Below are 24084 nucleotides of genomic sequence, written 5' to 3'. Positions count from 1 at the left end.
GCGGCGGGTCAGCGTGGGCGGGCGGCGCTGCGGTGCACGGCCGTCTGGGTGGGCACCCGGGGCCGCACGCTCGGGCGCCAGGCCCGACCGTTGGCGTAGATCACCCGGAACCCGAGGTACGAGGCGAGCGGCGCCCAGTGCGCCGAACCCATTCGCAGCTCCGCGGCATTGTGCCGTTGGCCGTTGGCCAGCACGTCGAGCAGCACGGTTTCGAAAGCGGCCGATTCCACCCAGTCGACCTCACGGGTGAAACCGCAGATCAGTGCCGCGCCGGTGACGTCGAGAAAGTCGCGTAGCACCGCGTCGGAGGCGCGCAGCACCGAGCAGCTGCCGAAATAGAGCCGGCGCCCCTCGCAGCGCCCGGCCATCAACTCGGCCACCTCGTCCAGCGCGACCGAGTGCCAGTCGGTGAGGCAGAGCCGGCTGGGCTCGCCGTGCATGGCGAAGAAGCCGACGCGGTGGTCGGCGTACTGCTTGAGCAGCCAGCGGTCCAGGAAGTAGAACAGCTCGTCGTGGGTGGCCGCGTCCTTGTGGATGAAGCGGATCTTCCCCAGCCGTTCCAGCAGCTCCAGCGTGGGCAGCACGGACCCCCGTTCGTTGAGGTCGCGGTGCCACTGACCCTCGACACAGAAGACGCCACCGCGTGCCACGCCCACCTCCGCCAGTCCGCCCGCCCGGCGCTGACGTTACCGCCCGGCCCGGTCGAGGGACCATCACCCTCGGTGTCCAAGCCTGCGACGTTCGGTGCGGTTGTTGCCGCGAAAGGCGACCTCGTAAGGAATGGCTGTTTCTCGAATCAGGCGAATTCCCAGGCAAGACTCAGGGACCGCAAATCATGAGGACAATTCTCGTTAATCACCGCCAACCGCTCGCAGCAGTGCCAAGGTGGAAATCGCGGGACGTCCCGGTCGATGTCCCGAATGCCACCCCAATCGCTCTCCTATCGGGAGGACTTCTGTGCGCGTAAACACCTTGAAGCGGGCTGCCGTCGCATTCGCCCTGGCGCTGCCCGGGGCAGCGATCGCCGCGGTGGTCGCCGCGCCAGCGGCCCACGCCGACGGCTGCTACACGTGGAACCGCAACCTCTACCAGGGCCGCTCCGGCGACGACGTCCGCCAGTTGCAGATCCGGGTCGCCGGCTGGGCCGGCTACCGGGACATCGTGGAGAACGACGGCCGCTACGGGCCCAAGACCGCCGCCGCGGTCAAGCGGTTCCAGCAGGCGTACGGGCTACGCGCCGACGGCGTCGCCGGCCCGCAGACCTACGCCAAGCTGTACCAACTCCAGGACAACGACTGCACCCCCGTCCACTTCAGCTACAGCGAGATGGACGACGGGTGCGGCCGGGGCGGCTGGCGCGGGGGCCCGCTGTCGGAGAGCCAGACCCGGCAGAACGCGCTGCGCACCATGTGGAAGCTGGAGGCGCTGCGCAGGGGCCTCGGCGACAAGCCGCTCTACGTCTCCAGCGGCTTCCGCAGCCGGGCCTGCAACGACCAGGTCGACGGCGCATCGGACAGCCAGCACCTCTACGGCAACGCCGCCGACGTCACCTCACGCACGTCGTCGCTGTGCCAGGTCGCCCGCAACGCCCGCAACAACGGCTTCAGCGGCCTCTACGGGCCGGGCTACCCGGACCACGACGACCACGTGCACGTCGACTCGCGCCGGGAGAACAACAGCGACAACAGCTCCAACACGACCGACTGGTCGGCACCGAACTGCGGAATCGGCGCCGGCAACGACTGAACCCAGCGGAACGACGACGCCGGCCCGACGCGGGTGGGAAACCCCGCGCCGGGCCGGCGGTCGTGCCGCCCCGGGGGCGCGCGGGCGTACCCCCGCTCAGCTCGCCCGGGGCCAGCGCGGCGCGGCGACGGGGGGAGTCGCCGGCCGGCCGGGAACGCCGGGCCGCGCCCCCGGCGGAACGGCCCGCGCGGCCTGGTGCCGCGACTGGGCCGGATAGCCGCCGGGACGCGCGGACGCCGGCCCGGTGGCGGTGAACGGGAAGGGCACGTGCACGAACGGGTTGCCGTGGCGGATCAGTGCCTCGATCTGCCGCTCGTTGAGCCCGTGCTCGGTCAGCACCCGCCGCCCCCAGCGGTGCAGACGGCAGGGGTACGAGGCGCCGTCGTTGCGGCACAGCGGCCCCGTCGGCCACTCCTCGGCGGTGTGCACGACCACCGCCCGGACCGCGAGCCGGACATCCTCGGGGGTCAGCGGCGCCGGCACCGGCACCTCACCCAGTACCTGATCGATGGGATCCGTCGACTGCTCACCAACTCGCACGGCAGGCCTCCCGCAGCTCGGCAGCGGTACGGCGGAACCGCCGTACCGACGTCCTCGGCCAGTGGTACGGCCGGCACCGGACGAAAGTTCAATCTCGGTACGCGCTGAGCAGATCCTCCGGCGACAGACCACCACCGCTGATACTTCCATCGCTGGAACACTCATCGGTGAGTGCAACCCGGCGTGCGCTCAGACCAGGCCGGCGTCGTGGACAAGGAGCGCCACCTGGACCCGGTTGTTCAGGTCGAGTCGGGTCAGCAGGCGCGAGACGTACGCCTTCACCGTCGCCACGCTCATGAACAACTCCCCCGCGATCTCCGCGTTGGTGCATCCCCGGCCCAGCGCGACGGCCACCTGCCGCTCCCGCTCGCTGAGCCCGGTGAGCAGCCGCAGCGCGCGTTCCCGGCGCGGGTCCGGCCCGGCCGGCGCGGGAACGGCGGCGGTCACGTGCGCGATCAGTGTCCGGGTCACCGTCGGGGAGAGCGTCGCCTCACCGGCCGCCACCCGGCGCACGGCGTGCACGATATCCGCCGGCGGGGTGTCCTTGAGCAGGAAGCCGGCTGCCCCGGCGCGCAGCGCCCGCAGCACCTGCTCGTCGGCGTCGAAGGTGGTCAGCACCAGCACCTCCGGTGGGTGCGGCTGGGCGCGCAGCGCCTCGGTGGCGGCCAGCCCGTCCACCCGGGGCATCCGGATGTCCATCAGCACCACGTCCGGGGCGTACGCGGTCACCGCCGCGGGCACCTCGGCGCCGTCGGCGGCCTCCCCCACCACGACCAAGTCGGGCAGGCCACCCAGGATCATCGACAGCCCGGCCCGGACCAGTGCGTCGTCGTCCACGATCAGCACCCGCACCGGCTGAGCGCCTGCGCCGGGCCCGATGTCGCCGCCCGGAAGGCCGGTCACGCCGGCCACGGCAGCCAGGCGGCCAGCCGGAAGTCGCCCGCGTCGTCCCGGCCGTACGCCAGCCGGCCGCCGGCCAGGCTCACCCGCTCGGCGATGCCGACCAGGCCGGTGCCGGCACCCGGAAGCGCACCGTCGCTGACGCCACCGACCGGCCACCGGTTGCGGATCTCCACCGTCAACCCGGCGCCCGGACCGCCGGCCAGGTGCACCGTCACCACCGCCCCGGCCGCGTGCTTGCGGGCGTTGGTCAGCCCCTCCTGCACGATCCGGTACGCGGCCCGACCCAACGCCGCCGGCACGTCGGCCGCGGCGTCCACGGTGTCGGTGACGTTCACCCGCACCCCGGCCGCCCGCGACTCGGCGATCAGGCCCGGCAGGTCACCCAGGGTGGGTTGCGGCGGCTCCGGAGCGTCGCCGTCGTGCTCGGCGCGCAGCACCCCGATCACCTCCCGCAGGTCCTGCAGGGCGGCGTGCGCGCTGCCCCGGATCACCCCGGCGGCCCGGGCGACCTCCTCGGCCGGCGCGTCGGGGCGGAACTCCAGCGCACCGGCGTGCAGGCTGAGCAGCGAGATCCGGTGGGCCAGCACGTCGTGCATCTCCCGGGCGATCCGGGTGCGTTCCAGCTGCCGGGCCTGCGCGACCCGCAACTGCTGCTCCGCCTCGGCCCGCTCGGCCCGCTCGCGCAACGACACGATCAACTGGCGGCGAGCCCGGACGAACATCCCCCAGGCCAGCACGCTCAGGCTGATCACCACGCCCCACGCCGTGTTGGCCCAGTACGGCAGGCTCGGATCCGGGCGCAGCCAACTGAAAACCAGGTTGGTGACGAGACCGACACCGGTCACCGCCACCGCGACGCTGGTGCGCCGATGCACCACCACGGTGAAGTACAGGATCAGCAGGGGCACGGCCGCGGCCATGGAGAAGAGGGTCAGCGGCACGGTGCCGACCACCAGGCCGAGCGGCCAGCGCCGGCGGAACCAGAGCAGCCCGCAGCAGACCAGCCCGAGCAGAGCATCGGCCGCGATCATCCAGTCGTGCGGCAACGCAGGCGACATCGCGGGGTCGGGCGAAGCGACGTCGGCGGTGACGACGAGCACCCAGACCAGGGAGACCAGGAACGCGAGGCCGTCCACGATCCAGTCGCGGGTGGTGCGGCGCGGGCCGCGTCGCCCGCCACCGGCCGGCACGACCAACACCCCCGGCAACAGCCAGGGGTGTTCGGGCACGACGACGCTGGTCACGCGCCCATGCTAGGCAGCGGTGGGCATCGGCAACCAGCTACCAAAGTCGAGACCTGCCGGTCGACCAAGGTCGCTGCGGGGACAGACCGGTGGCCGCAGCGGATAGCCGACCGGCACGGGCAGGCTCCGTCGCATGATCACCGTGGAGAACCTCACCAAGCGGTACGGGCCACACCCGGCCGTGGACGACATCTCGTTCCAGTGCCAGCCGGGGACCGTCACCGGCTTCCTCGGCCCCAACGGCGCCGGCAAGTCCACCACCATGCGGATGATCTGCGGGCTCACCGCACCCACCGCCGGTCGGGCCACCGTCGCCGGGCGACCGTACCGGGACCTGCCCAACCCGGGGCGGGAGGTCGGCGTGCTGCTGGACGCCTCCGCGCAGCACGCCGGGCGCACCGGGCGGGAGGCGCTCGCTCTCACCGCGTACACCATGGGCCTGGACCGGCGGGAGGTGGCCGCGAAGCTCGACCTGGTCGGGTTGAACGCGGTGGCCGCCAAGCGACGGATCCGGGCGTACTCCCTGGGCATGCGGCAGCGGCTCGGCCTGGCGCAGGCGCTGCTGGGCGACCCCCGGGTGCTGATCCTCGACGAGCCGGCCAACGGCCTGGACCCGGAGGGGATCTTCTGGATGCGCGGCCTGCTGCGCGACTTCGCCGACCGGGGCGGCACCGTGCTGCTCTCCTCCCACCTGCTGCGCGAGGTGGAGGCGGTCGCGGACCGGCTGGTGGTGATCGGGGGCGGCCGGATCGTGGCCCAGGGCGACAAGGCCGAGCTGCTGGCCGGCGGCGGCACGCTGGTGCGCGCCCGTGACGCGGCGGCGCTGAGCCGGGCGCTGGACACCGCCGGCCTGTCCGCCGTCGACGGCCCGGACGGTCTGCTCGTGCAGGCCGACGGCGAGGCAGTCGGCCAAGTGGCCGCGGACGCCAACGTCGCGCTGGCCGAGCTACGGCCCGCCGGAAGCGGCGGCCTGGAACAGCTCTTTCTCACCCTGACCGCCGGCGAATCCACCAGAGAGGCCGTCCGATGACCACCACCACCGCGCCCGCCGCCGGCGCCGTCGCGCCCCGGCAGCACACCCCGCTACGCCGCCCGTCGCTGCTGCGCCTCACCGTCGTGGAGCTGCGCAAGCTCGTCGACACCCGGGCCGGACTCTGGCTGCTGATCACCATCGGCCTGGTCGCCGCCGCCATCGTCACCCTCCAGCTGATCTACGCCGGGGACGCCGACCAGACCTTCGCCACCTTCTTCACCGCCTCCCTGCTGCCGGTGGGGTTCCTCCTGCCGGTGCTGGGCATCCTCTCCATCACCAGCGAGTGGTCCCAACGCACCGCGCTGAGCACGTACGCCCTGGTGCCTCGCCGGGAGCGGGTGGTGGCCGCGAAGCTGATCGCGGTGGTGCTGGCCGCGCTCGCCTCGGTGCTGGCCAGCCTCGCCGTCGCCGCCGCCGGGACGCTGCTGGCGGGAGCCACCGGCGGCGCCGGCGACTGGCGGATCGGGGGCGCGCAGGTCCTGCACGCGGTGGTCTTCCAGGTGGCCAACGTGCTGATGGGGGCGGGCTTCGGTCTGCTGCTGCTCAACCCGCCGCTGGCCATCGTCGGCTACCTGCTGCTGCCCACCGTCTGGACGGTGCTGGGCGGGCTGATCCGTTCGCTGCGCGGCCCGGCCGGCTGGCTGGACACCGGCCGCACCATGGAGCCGCTGTTCACCGACCACCTCACCGCCGGGCAGTGGGGACGGCTGGCCGTGTCGCTGCTGGTCTGGCTGGTCGTCCCGGTGGCCGCCGGCCTGTTCCGCACCCTGCGTCGCGAGGTGTCCTGACCATGGCCGCCCGCGACGGGTCGGGGCACGGCGCGCACACCGTGGTCAGCGGCGGCCTGGTGGAGCTGGCCGTGCTGTGGGGCGGCTTTCCGCTGCTGGGCGCCGGCGCCGGCTGGCTGCTCACCGCGACGGCGGGCTGGGTCGCCGAGCTGCCCTGGGCGCCGGTGCAGGAGCTGTTCGAGCTGCTGGACCGGCTACCCGAGCCGCAGGCCACCGCCGGAACGGTCTTGGTCGGGACGTTGGCCGGCCTCGTCGTGGCCGGGCTGGGCACCGCCGAACGGCTGGTCGTCACGGTGGACGCGGCGCGGGTCGAGCTCCGGCGTGGCGGCCGCGAGCAGGAGTTCGGGCGGGCCGAGGCCCGGGGCGTCTTCGCCGACGGCAAGGAGCTGGTGCTCCTCGACGCCGACGGTGCCGAACTGGTCCGGGAGTCGTCGGACCTGCCGGCCGACCGGCTGGCGGCGGCGTTCCGGTCGCACGGCTGGGCGTGGACCGACGGGGACCCGCACCGGGCGGCGTACCGGCTGTGGGTACCCGGGCTGCCCGGGTTGCCCGCCGGGGCGGACGCGCTGCTGCGCCCCCGGCAGCGGGCGGTGGAGAAGGACCGCCGCGACGACGCCCGGGAGCTGCGCCGGGAGCTGGGCCGGATCGGGGTGGTGGTGCGCGACGAGGCACGCCGGCAGTACTGGCGGCCCAGCGGGCGGGCACTCCCTCCGGGGTCGGAGGAGCCGACTTCGACCGAGCGGACACCGGACGGACGGTAGCGTCTGCCCCAGGAGAGAGCCCTGGGAGCGCGCGATGACCGAGCAGCAGCCGTACCGGGTGGTGTCCCGGCACCCCGGCTTCGAGCTGCGCCGGTATGCGGCCCACGTGGTGGCCGAGATGGAGGTCCAGGCGTCCTTCACCCGGGCTCCCATCGAGGCGTTCCGGCCGCTGGCCGCGTACATCGGGGGCGCCAACCGGGCCCGGCACCCGATCGGGACGACCGCGCCGGTGGCGCCGGAGCCGGCCGCGACGCAGAAGATCCCGATGACCGCCCCGGTGGTCCAGGAGGAGGGTGAGCGGCCCGGCGCCTACCTGGTGCAGTTCGTGATGCCCGCCGGCAGCACCGCCGCCACCCTGCCCGAGCCGGTGGATGCCCGGGTCCGCATCCGCGAGGTGCCCGCGATGCTCGCCGCAGCGATGCGGTTCACCGGGCGGTGGACGGAGAAGTCCTTCGGCCAGCGGGCGACCGCGCTGGGCCGGGCGGTCACCGCGACCGGGCTGCAACCCACCGGCGCCATCCGGTACGCCCGCTTCGACCCGCCGTGGAAGCCGTGGTTCCTGCGCCGCAACGAGGTCGTGCTGCCGGTCGTGGAGTAACCGGGCCAGAACGTGGACAGGCCCGCACCGGTCTCCCGGTACGGGCCCGCCCGTCGGCTGCGGTGCGGCTACTTCTTGTTGCCGGTGTTGGTGACCCGGAACGTGTAGTCCGCATCCAGGAAGGTCAGGTCGCCGGTCGGCAGGTTGGAGATCAGGACGGCGAAGTCGTCCTGGTTGCCGTTGGCGCACCTGGTCTTCAGGTTGCTGGCCGTGAACTGGTCGCCGGTGAACCGGTAGACCCAGTTACCGGCCCCGTCGGTGCTCTCCCCCGCCGAGGTGGTGCCCGGCGTGAGGTCGCAGTGGGCGACGACCTGGACGGTCCAGTTGTTGTCCTGGGTGCCGGTGGTGGCGAACCATTCACCGGCCGGCGAGCTGAGGGTGGCGGCGGCGCCGTTGACCCGGACGTCGTCGACGAACCAGCCGGTGTCCAGGTAGGCGGCGTCGGTGGAGTACCGGAACCGCACGTCGGTGGCGCCGGCCGGCAGCGCGGCGGTGAGGTGCACGTAGACCGGGTCGTCCACGAAGTACTCGCCACCGGAGGTGCCGGTCAGGCCGTTGCCCTCGGTGTTGTTGCCGTGCGGGTTCGTGTCGGTGGTGACGGTCTGCCCGGCGTCGTCGCGCAGCGGCACGGTGACCCACTCGCCGCCGACCAGGGCCTCGACGAACCCGTAGTCCCAGCCCTCCTCGATGAAGTGCCAGGTCCAGAAGTCCAGCGAAGTGACCGGCCCGGCGCTGTCGACGTTCAGGATGTTGTCGGACTGGCTCTCGTAGCCGGCGTACCAGTGGGTGGTGCCGGTGTGCGGCGCGATCGTCGTCTCGTCCTCGCCGTCGAAGGCAAGCGAAGCGGTCGGGCCGGGGTTGCGGAACCGCTCGACCGACATGCCGAACGGCACGGCGGTGGTGTCGGGGCGGTTCTTCAGCCGGGCCCACTTGGCCTCCGGGGTGGCGCCCTTGTAGCTGCCGCGACCAGCCCAGAACACGTCGTCGGCGATGTCGATCGTCCAGGACGTGTCGGCCGGGTCGCCGAAGTTGAAGGCCTTGATGTCGTAGATCGGCGAGTCCTCGTCGTCCAGGTAAACCGCCACCGACCAGTCCCGGAACAGCGTCTCGGCGCTGCGCAGGTTGGCGCCGGTCGTCGCGTTGAAGGTGTTGATGGCCTTCTGCACACCGACCATGCCGTCGGCCTGCTCCTCGAAGATGGTCTTGATGAGCAGGTCACCGGCCTTGCCGTCGTACTGCTTGTCGGGCGTGTAGGTGCCGTCGCCGTTGCCGCCGGCCTGCTCCCACAGGTACTGGAAGTAGGTGAACGCTGCGCCGTAGTTGGCCAGCGTGCCGCCCCAGCGCGTCAACGAGGTCTCCTCGTAGAAGACCTGGTGGTTGGTGAGGTGGGAGCCGCCGGCGTCCAGGCCGTTGAGGAAGATCGCGAAGTCCGCCAGCCCCTCGTCGACCCAGGAGAGCTCGCCCGGGTCGCTGTAGTTGTGCAGCAGGTGCTCCAACTCGTGGGCGACCGTGCCCTCGTACAGCTCGGGGCGGTCGTTGGCCGGGTTGGCGTCGCGCCACGGCGAGTCGTTGGGCCCGACCCGGTTGGCCCAGTCGAGGGCGTCGACCACGATGACGTTCATGCCGTTGGTCTCGATGAAGTCCGGGGCGAAGTAGCCGGCGGTGTACGAGGTGACCGCGCAGTCGTAGTACGCGTCGTCCTGGATGTTGTAGAGGAGCATGACCAGCGAGTCGCTGGCCGGCTCGTCTGGGTCGGCCGCGTCCATCGGCCCGAAGTGCTCCTCGTCCACGGCGACGATCTGGTCGGCGAGCTTGTCGCCGACGTAGTTGATCTGCGCCTGGGTGAGGGCGAACTGCGCGGCCGTGGCGGTCGCGCAGGGGGTGAACTCGTCGGCCGGGTTGTGGTCGAACTGCGGGTCGAGGCTGGCCACGCCGGCCGGCGCGGAGCCGTCCAGCGGGGTGCCGGCCGGGACGTAGATGTAGACCGGGGTGCCGTCGGGGGTGGTGTTGGCGTACACCCGGGTGAAGTCCTGGTTGTAAGTGCCGCCCGCCGCGCTGTCGTTGATCGGCAACGTGATGGTCTGCTCGCCGGGAAGATTCTCGTGATCGTTCGCCTGTGCCGGGGCCGAGACCGTGAAGGCGAGCGCCGTCACGCCCGCCACCACGGCCGCGATTCGGCTCGGTCGTCTCATTCGCACGCGGCTGCCTCCTGCCGGTGAGGCTGGGCGACTCAAGCCACCCAGTCATTCCTGTAACGTTTTCGATCCCTGCGACGCTGCATCGAAACCGCGCCTGACCAGCGGATACGTCCCCAGCAGACCACTTCGGACGGTGCTTGCGAAGCGGTCGCGGGTCACAGATGTGTCACGAACGTGAGTCATCCGGCGCCCCTGCGGCCTACCGGCCCCTCTACGCTGACCGGGTCGGCCCGACATTCGAGGAGGACGGCATGACCCGGTACGTCGCACTGCTGCGCGGGGTCAACGTGGGCAGCACCCGGATCGCGATGGCGGACCTGCGCCGGTTGGTCGAGGCGCTGGGGCACGACGACGTCCGCACGTACCTGCAGAGCGGCAACGTGGTCTTCGGCAGCACCGTGCGCGACGCCGAGAAGCTGGCCGGCGGGATCGAGCGGGCCATCGCCGACGAGTTGGGGCTGACCGTGCCGGTGCTGGTGCGCAGCGCCCGCGAGCTGGCCGCGGTCGCCGACGGCAGCCCGTACGCCGAACGGGAGAAAGACTCCGCCAGGCTGCTCGTGGCCTTCCTGCGCAGCGCGCCGACGAAGTCCGCGGTGGCCGGGCTGACCGTGCCCGGCGGCGAGAACGTCGCCTTCACGGTGACCGGCCGGGAGGTCCACCTGCACTACCCGGACGGCGGCTACGGGCGTTCGAAGTTCACCAACGCGTACCTGGAGAAGAAGCTCGGGGTAATGGCCACCACCCGGAACTGGAAGTCGGTCCAGGCCCTCGCTGAGCTGGCCGCCGGGTGAAGGTCGCCGCGCCACGGCGGCGGCACGGCCCGCACACCTGGAGCGGATAGGCTGATCCGGTCGTCTGACCGGCTACAGCAGACCACGCTGCGCCGCGTGCACTCCCAGTTGGAATCGACTGCGCGCGTCCAAACGCTCCATCAGGGAAGCGGTGACCCGCCGTACCGTCCGCAGTGACAGGCCGAGCTTGCGGGCCGCCACCTCGTCCGTGTGACCGGCGGCAAGGATCTGCAGTAGTTCCCGGGCGAAAGGCTCGAACCCGTCCGTGTCCAGCAGTGGCGGGGCACCCAGAGGACTGGCCGTACGCCATACCTGCTCGAAGAGCGCGTAGATGGCAGCGACGACGCCGGCGTGCACCACCTCGACCGCACCCCGGCTGGATTCTGCCGGGTCGAGTGGCAGCAGCGCGACCTGCCGATCCACCACGACCATCAGCATCGGCAGGGCCGGTGTCGTCCGAACCTGGCCGCCGAGGCCGGAGAGCCAGCGGGCGTAGGCCACCACGTTCGGATCGTTGCGGTAGCTGTCCTGATACACGCACTTGATGACGACGCCGCGTTCGAGGGCGAGCTGGTTGAGGGGTTTACTCGACTCCTTGGCATCGGGAGCCTGCGCGCTGCCCGGATTGAACGACAGGCACTCCGTGGTGGCCTTCGCCGCAAGCTCCTCCAGGCGGGCCCGGACGGCATCGACGTCCTCGTAACGCCGGACGCCTTCCTCTGGGCGGGCGGCCGACTGCTCCGCGGCGATCGACCTGATCGCCGCTCGGGTGGCTTCGATCTGACGCTGCCGGTGCAGAACGTCCGCCTCGGCCTGCTGGAGGAGCGCCGCGAGGCCGACATCCGGCGAGACCGCACGCAGGTTTCCGGGCTGAGCCGAGGACGGCCGCAGCAGGGCGAGGTCGGCCAGTTCGTCGAGCGCGGCGCGGACGGCACCCTCGTCAATCTTCAAATGCTCCGCCAGCCCGGCGACGCCGAGGTGCGGCAGAGTCAGCATGGCGCGGTATGTCCGCTCCGCGGACTCCGTCAAGCCCAGCATTTCAAGCATGCTCCACCTTTCGGGCCTTCGGGTCAGGTAAGTATCAGGAAGCCGCACAGCCGGCGCAAGGCCCGCGAAGCGGATCGGCCCGGCCTCTGGCATGAAGGTGCCACGCAGCTTGGCGCCACTGCCGAAGTAGTGACACGCCGCACGCCTGACCGGCAAGCTTCTTTCATCGGAATCACGAGCCCGAGTAATGCGGGAAGCGGATTTTCGCGACATTCCAAGGAAATGCTTCAGCAGGAGGAGTCCGCCATGAAGGCACCGTTTCGTCTGACCGTCACCGCCCTTGCGATAGGGGCCTTCCTGCTCGGTCCGAGCCTGCTCGATGAGGGCGCCGACGGCACCGGGACGCCCGGCTCCCGCGCCGTCGTGGCCGGCGGATTCGAATGGGCAGTCGCGCCGGACGGCGTCGGCGGCGGTGTCGTCGACGGCGGCTTCGAATGGGCCTGAGATGTACATGGTGGCCTTCACCGTGGAAATCGGCGAAATTCCGCCGATCGGCGAGGCGGTCCTACTCGATGCGATATGGGCTCACATTCGTCCGGAAGACCGGGTGGAACACATTCGCATAAGGGCAGGGCCCAGCCAGCTTTCGGTGGCGCTTTTCCTCCTCGCACGAGACCAGCGACACGCTGATGAATCGGCCGACGACATCCGACAACGCATCGGAAACCTTCCCGCACTTCGTCATTGAGATCGAGAGAAAGGCCATCAACGCCATGAACGTAACGGGGGCAAGAGCTCCTCACCCCAGCCGTCGGATCGCCGTGGGCATGATCGGCGCCGCCGTGGTGTTCGCCAGCGGTTTCGCCGTGACACCCCACGCCTCGGCGAGCACACTGCGCGACTCCATCGTCTCAGTTGCACAACGCGAGCTGAACGACGACAGCCGTAACTACGAGTACCGGGGCAGTGACAACTGCACCTACTACAGCGGCCAGATGACAGGCTGGCCCGTCTGCAACTCGTCGGGCTGGCGCGGCGGCTCGCAGAACGGCGACGACACGTACGCGTGGTGCGCCAACTTCGCCAAGTACATTTGGAAGCAGGCGGGAGTGACGGACCTCGGCGGTCTGAATACCTGGGCGCGATCATTCCGGGAGTACGGCCTCGACAACACGACCTATCATTCCCGCAGCAGCGGCTACACCCCCCAGCCGGGCGACGCGATCGTCTTCGACTGGCAGCAGAACGGTGTGATCGACCACGTGGGCATCGTGACGAGGGCATCCGATGGTCGGGTCTACACGATCGAGGGCAACGCCAGCGACCGCGTCTCCGCTAACGACTACAGCACGTCCAATGTGGACATCGTCGGATACTCGTCGCCGGTGGGCGCGAACGCCGAGGAGGACACCGCCGGCGCCAGCACGACGACGGGTGACCTCGGCCTGGTACGCACCGATGACGGAATCCTCGCTCAATACCGCCTCGGTACGGACGGCTGGATCTACGGGTCCAACCAGCCCAGGGTGGGCGCGGGCTACGGCCCATGGCAGCGAATCGGCAACCGGGGCGCCTTCACCGGCAATCCGGCCGCCATCGTCGCCGGCAACGAGACGATCGCGGTCTACGCCCGGGGCGTCGACGACAAGATCTACGGCGTGGGCCAGCCCTCGCCCGGCGCCGCCTTCGGCGGATGGGGCACGATCGGGACGGGCCAGCCCAGCTTCGCCAGCGACCCGACCGCGATCATGACGTCCGACGGCGAGATCGCGATCTACGCCACCGGCAGCGACGGCTACGTCTGGGGAACGGCGCAGAGCAGCCCCGGCAGCACCTTCGGCGCCTGGGGGAAGATCGGTACCGGCGGTGCCGGGGTGGCCTCGGAACCGCACGTCCTCATCGGCGCCAACGACACCATTGTCATCTATGCACGCGGCACCGACGGCAAAATCCACGGTGTCGGCCAGCCGTCACCTGGAGCGGCCTTCGGCGGTTGGGGGACTATCGGCAGCGGACAGCCCGCTGACGGCTTCAAGACCGCTCCCAGCGCGGTCGTGACCCCGGCCGGCACCGTCGCCGTCTACGCGACAGGTGTCGATGGCTACCTCTGGGGAGCCGCTCAAAGCAGCGCCGGTAGTGCCTTCGGCACCTGGATGAAGATCGGCACGGGAGGCGCCGGTGTAGCGTCTCGCCCGCAGCCGCTCATCGCCGCCAACGGCACGATCGTCATCTACGCCCGCGCCACCGACAACAAGATTCGCGGTGTCGGCCAGCCGTCGAAGGGCGCCGCCTTCGGCAGTTGGGTCACGATCGGCACCGGCCAGCCGAACTTCGTCGGCGACCCGACGGCGATCGTTGCGGAGTCGGGCGCGATCGTGATGTACGGCAAGGGAACCGACAACTGGATCTGGGGCGTCGGACAGAGCAGCGCCGGTGGCACCTTCGGAAACTGGTTCCACATCGGGAGCTGACCTGACTGCAACGACGGGCCGCGGGCGAGCGCTCGCGGCCCGTCGTTCTGCCGGTCAGAAAGCGATATGCCGGTGTCGTACTCGGGCACGAGCACCCGGCTGCGGGGGGACGCCGCGCGCACGGCGGCGATCAACTGGTCGAGGCGCGTGCGGTCGCTGGGCGCGACGGTGGGCGGATTGCGCAGCGCGGTCTCGAAGTTGTCGAAGTGCACCGGCACCACGACCTTTGGGTGGTCCAGCGCCGCCATCAGCCGGGGCACGTAGTCGGCGGTGGCGGTGCTGCTGTTCAGCGCCGCCATGGCCACGTCCGGTGCGAGCCCCGGCCAGGTTCCGGTCGACGAAGTCGCTGGCTCCCATGAAGAACACCGACCGGCCACCGACGACCCCTACCAGGTAGTTGAGGGTGTCACCCTCGGGCAGGTCGCCGATCGTCCTTGGCTTCGCCGGCTGGCTCACCCGCGGCCCGCTGTTTCGCCCGAGGTTGGCCAAAGCAGCCTCGGTCGGCTCGCGCGCCAGGGACTGTGGATCCATGCGCGCGATCCAGGTGGACAGCTACGGCGGGCCGGAGGTGCTCCGCCTCGTCGATCTCCCGCGACCGGAGCCCATCCCGACCGAGGTGCTGGTGCGGATCGTCGCGGCCGGGGTCAACCCGATCGACGGCAAGACCCGCGCCGGCGGCGGGTTCGCCCCGGTCGTCGGACCGCCGCCGTTCGTCCCCGGCTGGGACCTGTCCGGGGTGGTGGCCGAGACGGGGTACGGGGTGGTCCGCTTCCGCCCCGGTGACGAGGTCTACGGCATGCCGTTCTTCCCCCGACGCGCCGGGACGTACGCCGAGTACATCAGCGTGCCGGCCCGGCAACTCGCCCGGAAGCCGAGCAGCGTCGGGCACGTCGAGGCGGCCGCGCTGCCGCTGGTCGGGCTCACCGCCTGGCAGATCGTCGAGGCCGCCGAACTGCGGCCCGGCCAGCGGGTGCTGGTGCACGCGGCGGCCGGCGGCGTCGGGCACCTCATCGTGCAGATCGCCAAGAATCGGGGAGCGTACGTGATCGGCACCGCCCGCGCCCAGCGGCACGCGTTCCTGCGCGAGCTGGGCGCGGACGAGACGGTGGACTACACCGCCGCCCGGTTCGAGGACGTGGTCGACACCGTCGACGTGGTGATCGACCTGGTCGGCGGCGAGACGCGGTTGCGGTCGCTGGACGTGCTGGGGCGCGGTGGACTGCTGGTGCCGGTGCCGCGCGGCGGGCCGGACCCGGCCGGGCCGGCCGCCGAGCGGGGCATCCGGGTGCTGCCGATCATCGTCGAGCCGGACCATGTCGGGCTGGCCGAGCTGGCCGCCCTCGTGAATTCCCGCGGCCTGCGGGTGAGCGTCACCGCGACCCGGCCGCTGGCCGAGGCCGCCGAGGCGCACCGGGCCATGGAGGCGGGCGGCGGCGTCGGCAAGACGGTCCTGATCGTGGACGAGGAGCTGGCCGGCTGATCCGCGGGCGGCGGCGGCACCGCGTGCCGCCGCCGTCCACCGGCCCGGTCAGAAGTGGTATGCGGTGTCGTACTCGGGCACCAGCACCCGGCTGCGCGGGGAGATCCGGCGCACCGCCGCGACCATCTCGTCCAGCCGCTTGCGGTCGTTTGGGGCGACGGGCGGCGGGTTCCGCAACGGCGTCTCGAAGTTGTCCCAGTGCACCGGCACCACGACCTTCGGGTACTCCAGGCCCTCCAGCAGCCGGGGCAGGTAGTCGGCGGTGGTGCTGGCGTTCTGCATCGCCACCATGGCGACGTCCGGGGCCAGGCCGGTCAGGTTCCGCTCGGCGACGTCGCTGGCGCCGGTGAAGTAGACCGACGGGCCGCCGGCGATGCGCAGCAGATAGGCCAGCGTGTCCCCCTCCGGCAGGTCGGCGATGGTGGCCGGCTTCGGCGGCTGGCTCACCCGCACCCCGGGGAAGGCCATCGAGTAGGCGGCGTTGCGGCTGTGCAGCGACCCGACCACCTCGACGGTGTGGTCTCCGAAGTCCAGCACCTCTCCGCCCTTCACCGCGCTGAGCTGGGTCGAGGGCACCCCGCAGGCCAACCCCAGGTGGTACGCGGTCAGCGTGCCGAACGCCTGGGCGCCGGTACGGCCGGCGACGTACGGCACGTCCATGTAGTGGTCCCAGTGGGTGTGCGTGATCAGCACGGTGCTGGCCCGGTCGACGTGCGCGTCGACCACGTCGGTGCGTACGGTCAGCGGGGTGGCCGGCTTGAACGCGCCGGTGAACAGCCCGGTGTCGATGCGGCTGAGGAACGGGTCGACCAGGACGGTCCGCTCGGCGATGTCGATGCGCCAGCCGGCGGTGCCCCACCAGCGGAAGCTGACCGCGCCGCTGCGGCGCGGCGGGGCGGCCTGGGCCGGGCTGGCGGAGGTGGCGGCGAGGCCGCCGGCGGAGACCAGGGCGGTGGTGGCTGCGGCGTCGCGCAGGAAGCGACGTCGGTCGAGACTGGGCATGCGGATCTGCTCCCCGTGGGTCGGGCGATCGGTCGGCACGAGCCAACCAGCGCATCGGGGTCGCGGTCCAAGATGAACGGCCGCCAGCTCCGATACCGATGCTCATATCGGGCCTGCTCTTCGCCGGTGGAACGGCCGACGGGGTGCGGAAAATTCAGTTCCCGCGCAGGGCGTCGACGGCCGTACGGGCGGCCTCGCCCATGGCCAGGTCCACGTCGATCCGACGGGTGCTGAGCAGGTCGGTGCGGGCGAAGACGGCGATCGCGTACCGGCCGCCGTCGGGGTACTCGGCGAGCCCGGCCTCCAGGTGCAACCCGGGCAGCGTGCCGGTCTTACCGGACACCCGCACGCCGGGCGGGAAACCGGCGGCCAGGCGGGTCCAGAAGATCTGCCGGGCCATCCAGTCCCGGACCATCGCGCAGGCCGGCGCCGGCCCCGCCTCGTCCCGCCAGATCAGCGTGAGCAGCCGGGTGATCTCCCGGGCGGTGCTCGACGTGGTGCGCGCCGGGTCGAAGACCCGCATGGCCAGGACCCGCTCGGCGGGCAGGGCGGGGAAGATCCGGGCGAACTCCGCCTCGGTCCGCGCGCCCACGTCGGCGAGCATCACCTCGACCAGGTGCCGCGGGCCGCCGAGAATGCGGGTACGGGTCAGCCCCAGCTCGGCGGCGAGCATCGGCAGCAGGTCCGGGCCGACCCGGCGCAGCAGCAGGTCGGCGGCGGTGTTGTCGCTGACCGACATGGCGAAGTAGGCCAGGTCGCGCAGCGACACCTCGGCGTCGTCGGCGCAACCGGCCAGCCCCCACCCGCCGAGCCGGTCGGCGGCGGTGACCAGGATCCGCTCGGCCGGGTCCAGCTGGCCCGCGACGACCTGCCGGGCGAACTCCAGCACCAGCAGGATCTTGAAGATCGAGGCGATGACCACCTGCTCGTCCGCCCGCAGGCCGACCTCCCCGCCGCCGCTCTCCGGGCCGTCGGCGGCGTCGAGGTCGACGACGTGCAGGCTGGCGCTCACTCCGGCGGCGGCGAAGATGGCCTCGATGCGCTCCCCCACGTCCACCCCGGCACGGTATCCAGGGCGGTGCTGGCGCTGGCGTAGGGTCCGGCCGTGGACCTGCTCCGGCACCTGCGGCACTTCGTGGTGGTCGCCCATGAGCTGCACTTCGGGCGGGCCGCCGAGCTGCTGGGCATGGCCCAACCGCCGCTGAGCCAGTCGATCCAGCGGCTGGAGCGGGAGCTGGCGGTGGAGCTGTTCGACCGGTCCCGCCGCCAGGTGCGGCTCACCACCGCCGGGCAGCTGCTGCTCGGCGAGGCGGAGGAGCTGCTGGCCGGCGAGGGCCGGCTGCGCAACCTGATGGGGCAGGTCCGGGCGGGCGCGCTGGGCGTACTGCGGGCCGGGGTGCCGCCGGAGACGCCGGCGGTGACGCTGCGCGCGCTGCTGGACGCGCTCACCGCCCGCGCCCCGGGCCTGGACGTGGAGCTGCACGAGCTGACCAGCGGCGAACAGGTGCGGATGCTCACCGAGCGGAGCCTGGACGTGGGCCTGGTGCACCATCCGGTGCCGGCCGAGGGTCTGCGCTTCGGCGCCCCGGTGGACGTACCGCTGGGGGTGCTGCTGCCCCGCGCCTCGCCGCTGGCCCGGAAGAGGGAGGTGACGCTCGCCGCGCTGGCCGGCCTGGACCTGGTCACCGCGCCCCGGGCCACCGCGCCGGGCTGGCACGACCACCTGCTGGCGGAGTGCCGGCGGCACGGCTACCGGCCGGCCCGGGTCCGCCCGGCGCGCAATCCGGAGTTCCTGTTCGGCCTGGTGCTCGCCGGTGGCGCGGTGGCCGTGGAGCCGGCGGCGGTGGCCCGGCGCGAACCGCGCATCGCCTGGCGGCCGATCGCCGGCGTACCCCTGGTCAAGCAGACCTCGGCGGCCTGGCTGCAGCGCTCGGCGCACCCCGCGGCGCCGATGTTCGGCCAGCTCGCCGCCGAGGTGCTGGCCGGCCCTGAGCCGGCGCCGCCCGGGGCGGCTACGCCGGCGTCGGTCCCGGCGGCGCGCGCCTGGCCGGTGCTGTTCGACTCGGCGGGCTGAGCGTCGCGGGGATCACGTCGCCGCGGGACGTACCTGCAATGCGGCAATATGGCGGTGTTACTCGGGGAAGTTGCCGTGGGCTTGACCTTCAGGCAGAGGTGGGCGTCGGTTGTCTCGGCCGTCCCGCCTTGATCGGGCTGGGCTGCGTGACCGTCGACGGAAGGTGTCTCGCTGTGCCCCGTGAACGGCTCAGCGCCCTCGCCGCCCTGCCCGACGCGGTGATCGATCCGCTGCTGTGGCGGCTCGCTCTGGATGTCGGTGCCGCCGGCTAGCCCAACGAACGCGGCGACTGCCGCAACCTGCATTGCGATTTCGGTTCTGTGAGGTGGCCAGACTTGGAGGTCTCGCCCGTGGTTGCGCGCAGCGCAGGCGGACTGCGAGCGACAGGATCGGACTATTCGACAGTCCAGCGGGCTGGTGTCAGAGCGCTGGGACCGATTCCTGCGAAATAGGTTGACTCGACGGGTGGTCCCGGGGAGTACTGGATGCACGTTCCGCACCGCCGGCCGGCGCGCTCGGCCAGACAGAGTCGGGCAGGCACCGCCAGAGTCGGGGTGTCTGCTCTTGTTCGCGCCGACGGTGACGGAGCGTCGAGAGAAGGAGGCCCCCGCATGAAGGATCGCTCGTCGGCGAGTTGAGCCGCCGCATCACCATGGCGCTTGTTGAGCGCTGCCGGTGGGCAGAGTCTTGACCCTGTGGTTCGGCTTGCCGTCCGCCCCCGTGTCCGCCTGTTGACCGCAGCCTGCTGTGCCGGTTGCGGCGACGCCTGCTGCCTGCCCTCTGCGCGAGGTCTGGCTTGTTCGTTGACTCGACCACGGTGGCGTCTATCGGCCTCCGTCCTTGCACAAGGTGTTCCGCCCTGCCGGGCGTCACCTGGCAGGGTCGCGCCTGCCCAGGCCCTGATCGGAGGGGGCAGGCGTGATCCGGACGGCACCCCACGTCAGCGCACCTTACTCAGATCAACTGGAGTACGAAGTGATCTCAATCCATTCCAATCCGACGATGGCGACTGCCAGCTCGGTCCACCCCCGTACGACGACGCGGGTCCGGGCTGGGCACGTGCTGGCTCACCGCGGAAGGTGGGCCGTTGGCAACACCTGAACAGCCATTCCACGGCGTCCCCGCCGATCAGCGGTCGAGGCGGGAGCGGCTGGAGCACCGCATCCAGGTGCTGATCATGTTGTTGGTCGGCGGCGCGGCCGGCGCGGCCTCCTTCCGGCACGTGCATGACGTCGCGGCGGCACACGGCCAGCCGGGCTGGCTCGCCTGGGCCGACGCGGTCGTGCTGGAGTTGGCGTCGATCGCCGCCGGTCTGGAACTGCGCCGCAACCGGCGGGTCGGCAAGAGCGTCGCCTTCCCGGCGACCGTCCTGACAGTGGCGGTGTTCCTGTCCCTCGCCGCTCAGGTGGTAGAGGCCGAAGCGTCGGCGATCGGCTGGATCGCCGCCGCGCTGCCGGCGCTCGGCTTCCTGACGATGGTGAAGATCGCCCTGGGCCGCGCCGATTCCGCACCACCCGAGCGCACCGCCCGGCCCACGCGGGCCGAGCCAGGACCGCCGTTGATCGTGGATGCCGCGGTCCCGGACACCCGCGAGGCGGTCCCCGCACCGCCACTGCCGGTTCCGACAACCACCACCCCGGTCCGGGACCGCACCGCCGCGGCCCCCGCCCCGGCGGACCAGGACCCGGCGGACCAGGACCCGGCGGACCAGGACCCGGCGGACCAGGACCCGGCGGTCCCGGACCGGCGGGTCGACGACCCGCCGGTCCGGGACCGAGGTCCGCAGATCGCCGCGCTGCTCGCGGCCGCCCGGACCGCCGTCGGCACCCTGGACGCCCACGGGACACCGCTGTCCCGCAAGGCCCTCGTCCGACAGCTGCGCGCGGACGGGCACCACTTGTCCAACGCCACCGCCTCCACCCTCGTGCGCGTCCTGCGCGCCGAGAGCACCCCACCCGCGGCGGACCTGTCACATCGGCAAGCCGGCGTGACAGGTCCACAACCGGCCACCTGTGTCAAACCCGAGCCGTCGCGGCCAGCACGCGCGCCTGACAGCAAGCCTGCCTCCTGACAGAACCTGACCCGACCTGACCCGACCTGACCCGATCTGGCAGAGCGAACACCGTCCCGCCTCCGCGGCAGGGCGAGCAGTGTGCGCCTCACCCTGCGTACCCGCATTCCGAACCTCAAGGAGCAAGACGCATGCTGACCCAGCTCAGCGACTCCCACCCGCGCCAACACGGCCGTCACCGAACCGGCACGCACACCGATGCACACCACCGTTTCGACTCGGCCGCTGTGGCTGACCGTGTCGGCGTCGGTGTCGGTCCCCGTTTCACCGTCCGCCTTGACACCGACCCCCGCACCGACCCCCCGCTACCACGAACAGCCCAGCTCAGAACCCCTTTCAGGAGTTCGGTGCGGATCCAGACACACCCTCATGTGTGGGGTGTCCCCCCAGGGGCCACCCATGCGTAAACCGCTACCGGCTGCGGACCCGCTGCTGCGTCTACAGGCCAGCATCACCGCCCGCGACGACCGGCTCCTCGGCTGGCTCTACGACCACGGAGTGCTCACCACAGACCAGATCGCCGCCGCTCTGTTCCCGTCCCTGGACTTCGCCCAACGCCGACTACTCCGCCTCACCGTCCTGCGCGCGACAGACCGGTTCCGACCCAACCGGGCCTACGGCGGCTCCTACCCGTACCACTACGTCCTGGACCAACTCGGCTACAACCACGTCCGGGCCCAACGCGGCCTCGGACCACCGCGCCGGGACCAGGCCCGCCGCCGCAAGCAGTCCCTCACCGGCCGACCGGACCTGCCGCACCTGCTCGGCGGCAACCAGGTCTTCATCGACCTCGCCGCCCACGCCCGCACCCACCCCGACACGGCTCTGGACCGGTGGCAGCCGGCATCGGCCTTCCACGGTCCCGGGGTGTTCTACCGCAAGGGCAGCAACCCGCAGATGATGGTCCACGGACCGTCCGGACTGCCCCGCCCGGACGGCGCCGGGGTGTGGACCGAGCAGGGACGGTCCGTGCCGTTCTTCCTCGAGTACGACACCGGCCGCGAACGCCTCGACATCCTCACCGAGAAAGTCGCCAAGTACGCACGGCTCTACTCGATGAGCACCTGGACGTGGCCAGTGCTGTTCCACCTGCCCTCGGCCCGCCGCGAGGCGAACTTGCACCACCGCCTGGCCGGCATCGGTTCTGACATGGTCATCGCCACCACTACCACCGAACTGCGCCTCGCACTCGGCGCCAGCCCCGCTGAGCAGGTCTGGCAGCTGACCGGCCACCGCGCCGGCCGCTACCGGCTGGTCGACCTGCCATACACCGACACCCACCACGACGACGAGTTCCCGACCCACACCGCGTCCCGCTGAGCGAGCGCGCAGCCTGATGGACCCACACCAGGTGGTGCGTGCGGCGCCGGCTCGGGGCGCACGTCGGCGGCGGGGTGGCCGAACATCGGCGCGGCGGGGTGCGCGGACCGCTGCGGCCAGGCCGCCGACGTGCGCCCAGCAGCAGCTGTCCGGCCGGTGGTGAGCCGCACCTGGCGGCGGGGCAGGTGGAACAGCTGCACCGCCAGCTCGCGTTGCGTGCGCCCGGGCCGGCCACGTCGGCGTCGGTCCCGACGAGGCGCGCCTACCCGGGCGGGAGCACGGCTCGCCGGGCTGAGCGTCGCGGGGATCACGTCGCTTCGGCCGGTGAGTCGCGCTCCCGCCCGGGTATGGATGACGGGTGGCACGGGACGCGGGCCGCGTGGAAGCGCTACCGCGCCCGGACGCCTGCAGACGAAACGAAGGAGCCGCAGTGGCGAACACGATTCCCGACATCAGCCTGAACGACGGCAACACCATTCCGCAGCTCGGCTTCGGGGTGTTCCAGATCGAGCCGAAGGACACCGTGGCGGCGGTGACCAGAGCGCTGGAGGTGGGCTACCGGCACATCGACACCGCCGAGATGTACGGCAACGAGGCCGAGGTGGGCCAGGCGGTACGCACCTCCGGGCTGGACCGCGGCGAGGTCTTCGTGACCAGCAAGCTGAACAACAGCTTCCACCGCCCGGACGACGCCCGCAAGGCGTTCGACTCGACGCTGGACGCCCTGAAGATGGACTACATCGACCTGTTCCTGATCCACTGGCCGCTGCCGACCCTCTACGACGGCGACTACGTCTCGACGTGGAAGGTGCTGGAGGAGTTCCAGCGCGACGGCCGGGCCCGCTCGATCGGGGTGTCGAACTTCCAGGTGTCACACCTGGAGCGACTGGCCGCCGAGGCCGACGTGGTGCCGGCGGTGAACCAGATCGAGGTGCACCCGTACTTCGGCAACGAGGAGGTGCGCGCGTACGGGCGCGCGCACAACATCCTCACCGAGGCGTGGTCGCCGATCGCGCAGGGCAAGGTGCTGGACGATCCGACGATCACGGACATCGCCGAGCAGCTCGGCCGCACCCCGGCGCAGGTGGTGCTGCGCTGGCACGTGCAGCGCGGCGACATCGTCTTCCCGAAGTCGACCACGCCGGCGCGGATCGAGGAGAACACCCGCATCTTCGACTTCGAGCTGGACGACACCGCGATGGAGCGGATCACCGGCCTGGACAAGGGCGAGGCCGGCCGCCAAGGCCCCAACCCGGACACCTTCGACTACCTGCCGGCGTAACGCGTCGGCCGGCGGCGGCGCACACTGAAGGGGGCCCGAGCGGGCCCCCTTCTCGCGTGAAAGGACCGCGCCCCCGCGATGTCGCTCCGCCGTACCTGCCTGGCTCTGCTGTCGTTGCTTCTGCTCGGGCCGGCGGCCTGCGCCCCGAGTCAGGCCGCCGAGGCGCCCCGCTGGTCCGCGCCGGCGGTGGCGGCGTCACCGACCCCGCCGAAACCGCGCCCGGCGCCGACCTCCACGGCCGAGGTACGCACCCGGGTGACCGCGGCGATGCTGAACCTGGACGCGACGTTCCACCCGGAGACGGCGCAGTACACCGACGAGAACACCGATGCGTGGAAGCTGATCTCGCTGTGCAGGGCCAGCCTGCCGTCGGACATCAAGCGCACCGCCTACCGGGAGCGGAGCTGGGACGGCGAGACGGTGTGGATCCGGCAGTACGTGGTCGGCTACCTGAAGGTGCCCGGCCGCAAGCTCGCCGACGAGCTGCGCTCGGTCCTCGCGACGTGCAAGCAGTACGAGGTGCCGAGCGACGGGCGCACCTCGACGATCGTGCGGCCCTCGCCCCCACCCGTGCCGAACGGCCCGGACGTCATCACCTTTTGCGAGCGGCTCAAGGGGAAGTCGACCCGGCACCAGTGCACGCTCATCCTCGTTCGCGGCAACTTCGTCATGGAGGTGGACGCCTCGGCGGACAACGGCGACCTGGCGGCCGGCAGCGCACTGATCGCGAAGATCGCCCCGCGCGCGATGGCCGCTCTGGAGAAGATCGCCTGAACGCCGCCGTGGGGCGACACT

At 71.7% G+C, this 24084-nt stretch carries 21 protein-coding genes; 13 read left to right on the top strand and 8 right to left on the bottom strand.

Annotated features, from left to right (window positions below):
- Positions 1-8 precede the first annotated feature (8 nt).
- Positions 9-650: a DUF6642 family protein gene (locus ACFOW4_RS13115; protein WP_377527452.1), complete on the bottom strand. Its 642-nt coding sequence runs from the start codon at positions 648-650 to the stop codon at positions 9-11.
- A 307-nt stretch (positions 651-957) separates the two neighbouring features.
- Between ACFOW4_RS13115 and ACFOW4_RS13110 the strand changes: the two genes are divergently transcribed.
- Positions 958-1746, top strand: a complete 789-nt coding sequence (locus ACFOW4_RS13110) for a D-Ala-D-Ala carboxypeptidase family metallohydrolase (RefSeq protein WP_377527451.1) — start codon at positions 958-960, stop codon at positions 1744-1746.
- A 96-nt stretch (positions 1747-1842) separates the two neighbouring features.
- On the opposite strand, the gene ACFOW4_RS13105 is transcribed toward ACFOW4_RS13110, so the two are convergent.
- From ACFOW4_RS13105 to ACFOW4_RS13095, 3 genes are all read right to left on the bottom strand, one after another.
- Positions 1843-2286 (bottom strand): hypothetical protein, encoded by a 444-nt coding sequence (locus tag ACFOW4_RS13105; RefSeq protein WP_377527449.1) that lies wholly within the window; start codon positions 2284-2286, stop codon positions 1843-1845.
- Positions 2287-2475: 189 nt separating this feature from the next.
- Entirely contained in the window at positions 2476-3207 is a 732-nt protein-coding gene (locus ACFOW4_RS13100; protein WP_377527496.1) for a response regulator, read from the bottom strand.
- Positions 3186-4433 (bottom strand): sensor histidine kinase, encoded by a 1248-nt coding sequence (locus ACFOW4_RS13095; RefSeq protein ID WP_377527448.1) that lies wholly within the window; start codon positions 4431-4433, stop codon positions 3186-3188. Before ACFOW4_RS13095 ends, ACFOW4_RS13100 begins: the two co-directional genes overlap by 22 nt.
- A 133-nt stretch (positions 4434-4566) precedes the next feature.
- Here ACFOW4_RS13095 and ACFOW4_RS13090 point away from each other — a divergent pair, with 133 nt between their 5' ends.
- From ACFOW4_RS13090 to ACFOW4_RS13075, 4 genes are read left to right on the top strand one after another with little or no spacing between them, the layout of a single operon-like run.
- Positions 4567-5463, top strand: coding sequence for an ABC transporter ATP-binding protein (locus ACFOW4_RS13090; protein WP_377527446.1), 897 nt, complete (start codon positions 4567-4569; stop codon positions 5461-5463).
- Positions 5460-6254 (top strand): ABC transporter permease, encoded by a 795-nt coding sequence (locus ACFOW4_RS13085; RefSeq protein ID WP_377527445.1) that lies wholly within the window; start codon positions 5460-5462, stop codon positions 6252-6254. The genes ACFOW4_RS13090 and ACFOW4_RS13085 overlap by 4 nt, the downstream gene beginning before the upstream one ends.
- Positions 6255-6256: 2 nt before the next feature.
- The gene (locus tag ACFOW4_RS13080; RefSeq protein ID WP_377527443.1) at positions 6257-7015 is read left to right on the top strand and encodes a hypothetical protein; all 759 of its coding nucleotides are present in this window, start codon (positions 6257-6259) and stop codon (positions 7013-7015) included.
- 34 nt (positions 7016-7049) lie between these two features.
- Positions 7050-7613, top strand: a complete 564-nt coding sequence (locus tag ACFOW4_RS13075; protein ID WP_377527442.1) for an SOUL family heme-binding protein — start codon at positions 7050-7052, stop codon at positions 7611-7613.
- A 68-nt stretch (positions 7614-7681) separates the two neighbouring features.
- Here the strand turns inward: ACFOW4_RS13075 and ACFOW4_RS13070 are convergent, their stop codons facing one another.
- On the bottom strand, positions 7682-9805 hold the full coding sequence (locus tag ACFOW4_RS13070) for a hypothetical protein (protein WP_377527441.1): 2124 nt from the start codon (positions 9803-9805) through the stop codon (positions 7682-7684).
- 257 nt (positions 9806-10062) lie between these two features.
- On the opposite strand from ACFOW4_RS13070, the gene ACFOW4_RS13065 reads away from it, so the two are divergent.
- On the top strand, positions 10063-10602 hold the full coding sequence (locus tag ACFOW4_RS13065; protein ID WP_377527439.1) for a DUF1697 domain-containing protein: 540 nt from the start codon (positions 10063-10065) through the stop codon (positions 10600-10602).
- A gap of 72 nt (positions 10603-10674) precedes the next feature.
- Here the strand turns inward: ACFOW4_RS13065 and ACFOW4_RS13060 are convergent, their stop codons facing one another.
- Positions 10675-12114, bottom strand: coding sequence for a hypothetical protein (locus ACFOW4_RS13060; RefSeq protein WP_377527438.1), 1440 nt, complete (start codon positions 12112-12114; stop codon positions 10675-10677).
- Between the two features lie 164 nt (positions 12115-12278).
- On the opposite strand from ACFOW4_RS13060, the gene ACFOW4_RS13055 reads away from it, so the two are divergent.
- Positions 12279-14060 (top strand): CHAP domain-containing protein, encoded by a 1782-nt coding sequence (locus ACFOW4_RS13055; protein WP_377527436.1) that lies wholly within the window; start codon positions 12279-12281, stop codon positions 14058-14060.
- 529 nt (positions 14061-14589) lie between these two features.
- Entirely contained in the window at positions 14590-15540 is a 951-nt protein-coding gene (locus ACFOW4_RS13050) for an NADP-dependent oxidoreductase (protein ID WP_377527435.1), read from the top strand.
- Between the two features lie 48 nt (positions 15541-15588).
- Here the strand turns inward: ACFOW4_RS13050 and ACFOW4_RS13045 are convergent, their stop codons facing one another.
- The gene (locus ACFOW4_RS13045) at positions 15589-16542 is read right to left on the bottom strand and encodes an MBL fold metallo-hydrolase (RefSeq protein WP_377527433.1); all 954 of its coding nucleotides are present in this window, start codon (positions 16540-16542) and stop codon (positions 15589-15591) included.
- A 154-nt stretch (positions 16543-16696) separates the two neighbouring features.
- Positions 16697-17599, bottom strand: coding sequence for a serine hydrolase (locus ACFOW4_RS13040; protein ID WP_377527432.1), 903 nt, complete (start codon positions 17597-17599; stop codon positions 16697-16699).
- 48 nt (positions 17600-17647) lie between these two features.
- Between ACFOW4_RS13040 and ACFOW4_RS13035 the strand changes: the two genes are divergently transcribed.
- The 5 genes from ACFOW4_RS13035 (at position 17648) to ACFOW4_RS13015 (ending at position 24063) form a co-directional block, all read left to right on the top strand.
- Positions 17648-18616 (top strand): LysR family transcriptional regulator, encoded by a 969-nt coding sequence (locus ACFOW4_RS13035; protein WP_377527430.1) that lies wholly within the window; start codon positions 17648-17650, stop codon positions 18614-18616.
- A 1087-nt stretch (positions 18617-19703) separates the two neighbouring features.
- Positions 19704-20687 carry a DUF2637 domain-containing protein gene (locus tag ACFOW4_RS13030; protein ID WP_377527429.1) on the top strand — a complete coding sequence of 328 codons (984 nt, stop codon included), beginning with the start codon at positions 19704-19706 and terminating at the stop codon, positions 20685-20687.
- A 399-nt stretch (positions 20688-21086) separates the two neighbouring features.
- Positions 21087-22007, top strand: a complete 921-nt coding sequence (locus tag ACFOW4_RS13025) for a replication-relaxation family protein (RefSeq protein ID WP_377527427.1) — start codon at positions 21087-21089, stop codon at positions 22005-22007.
- 430 nt (positions 22008-22437) lie between these two features.
- A complete protein-coding gene (locus ACFOW4_RS13020; RefSeq protein WP_377527426.1) occupies positions 22438-23289 on the top strand; it encodes an aldo/keto reductase in 852 nt (283 codons plus the stop codon).
- Between the two features lie 78 nt (positions 23290-23367).
- Entirely contained in the window at positions 23368-24063 is a 696-nt protein-coding gene (locus ACFOW4_RS13015) for a hypothetical protein (RefSeq protein WP_377527424.1), read from the top strand.
- The last annotated feature ends 21 nt before the right edge of the window (positions 24064-24084 follow it).

It is taken from the genome of Micromonospora sp. GCM10011542 (assembly GCF_042650685.1).
Classification (GTDB): Bacteria; Actinomycetota; Actinomycetes; order Mycobacteriales; family Micromonosporaceae; genus Micromonospora.
This window is presented reverse-complemented; position numbering and strand designations above follow the sequence as displayed.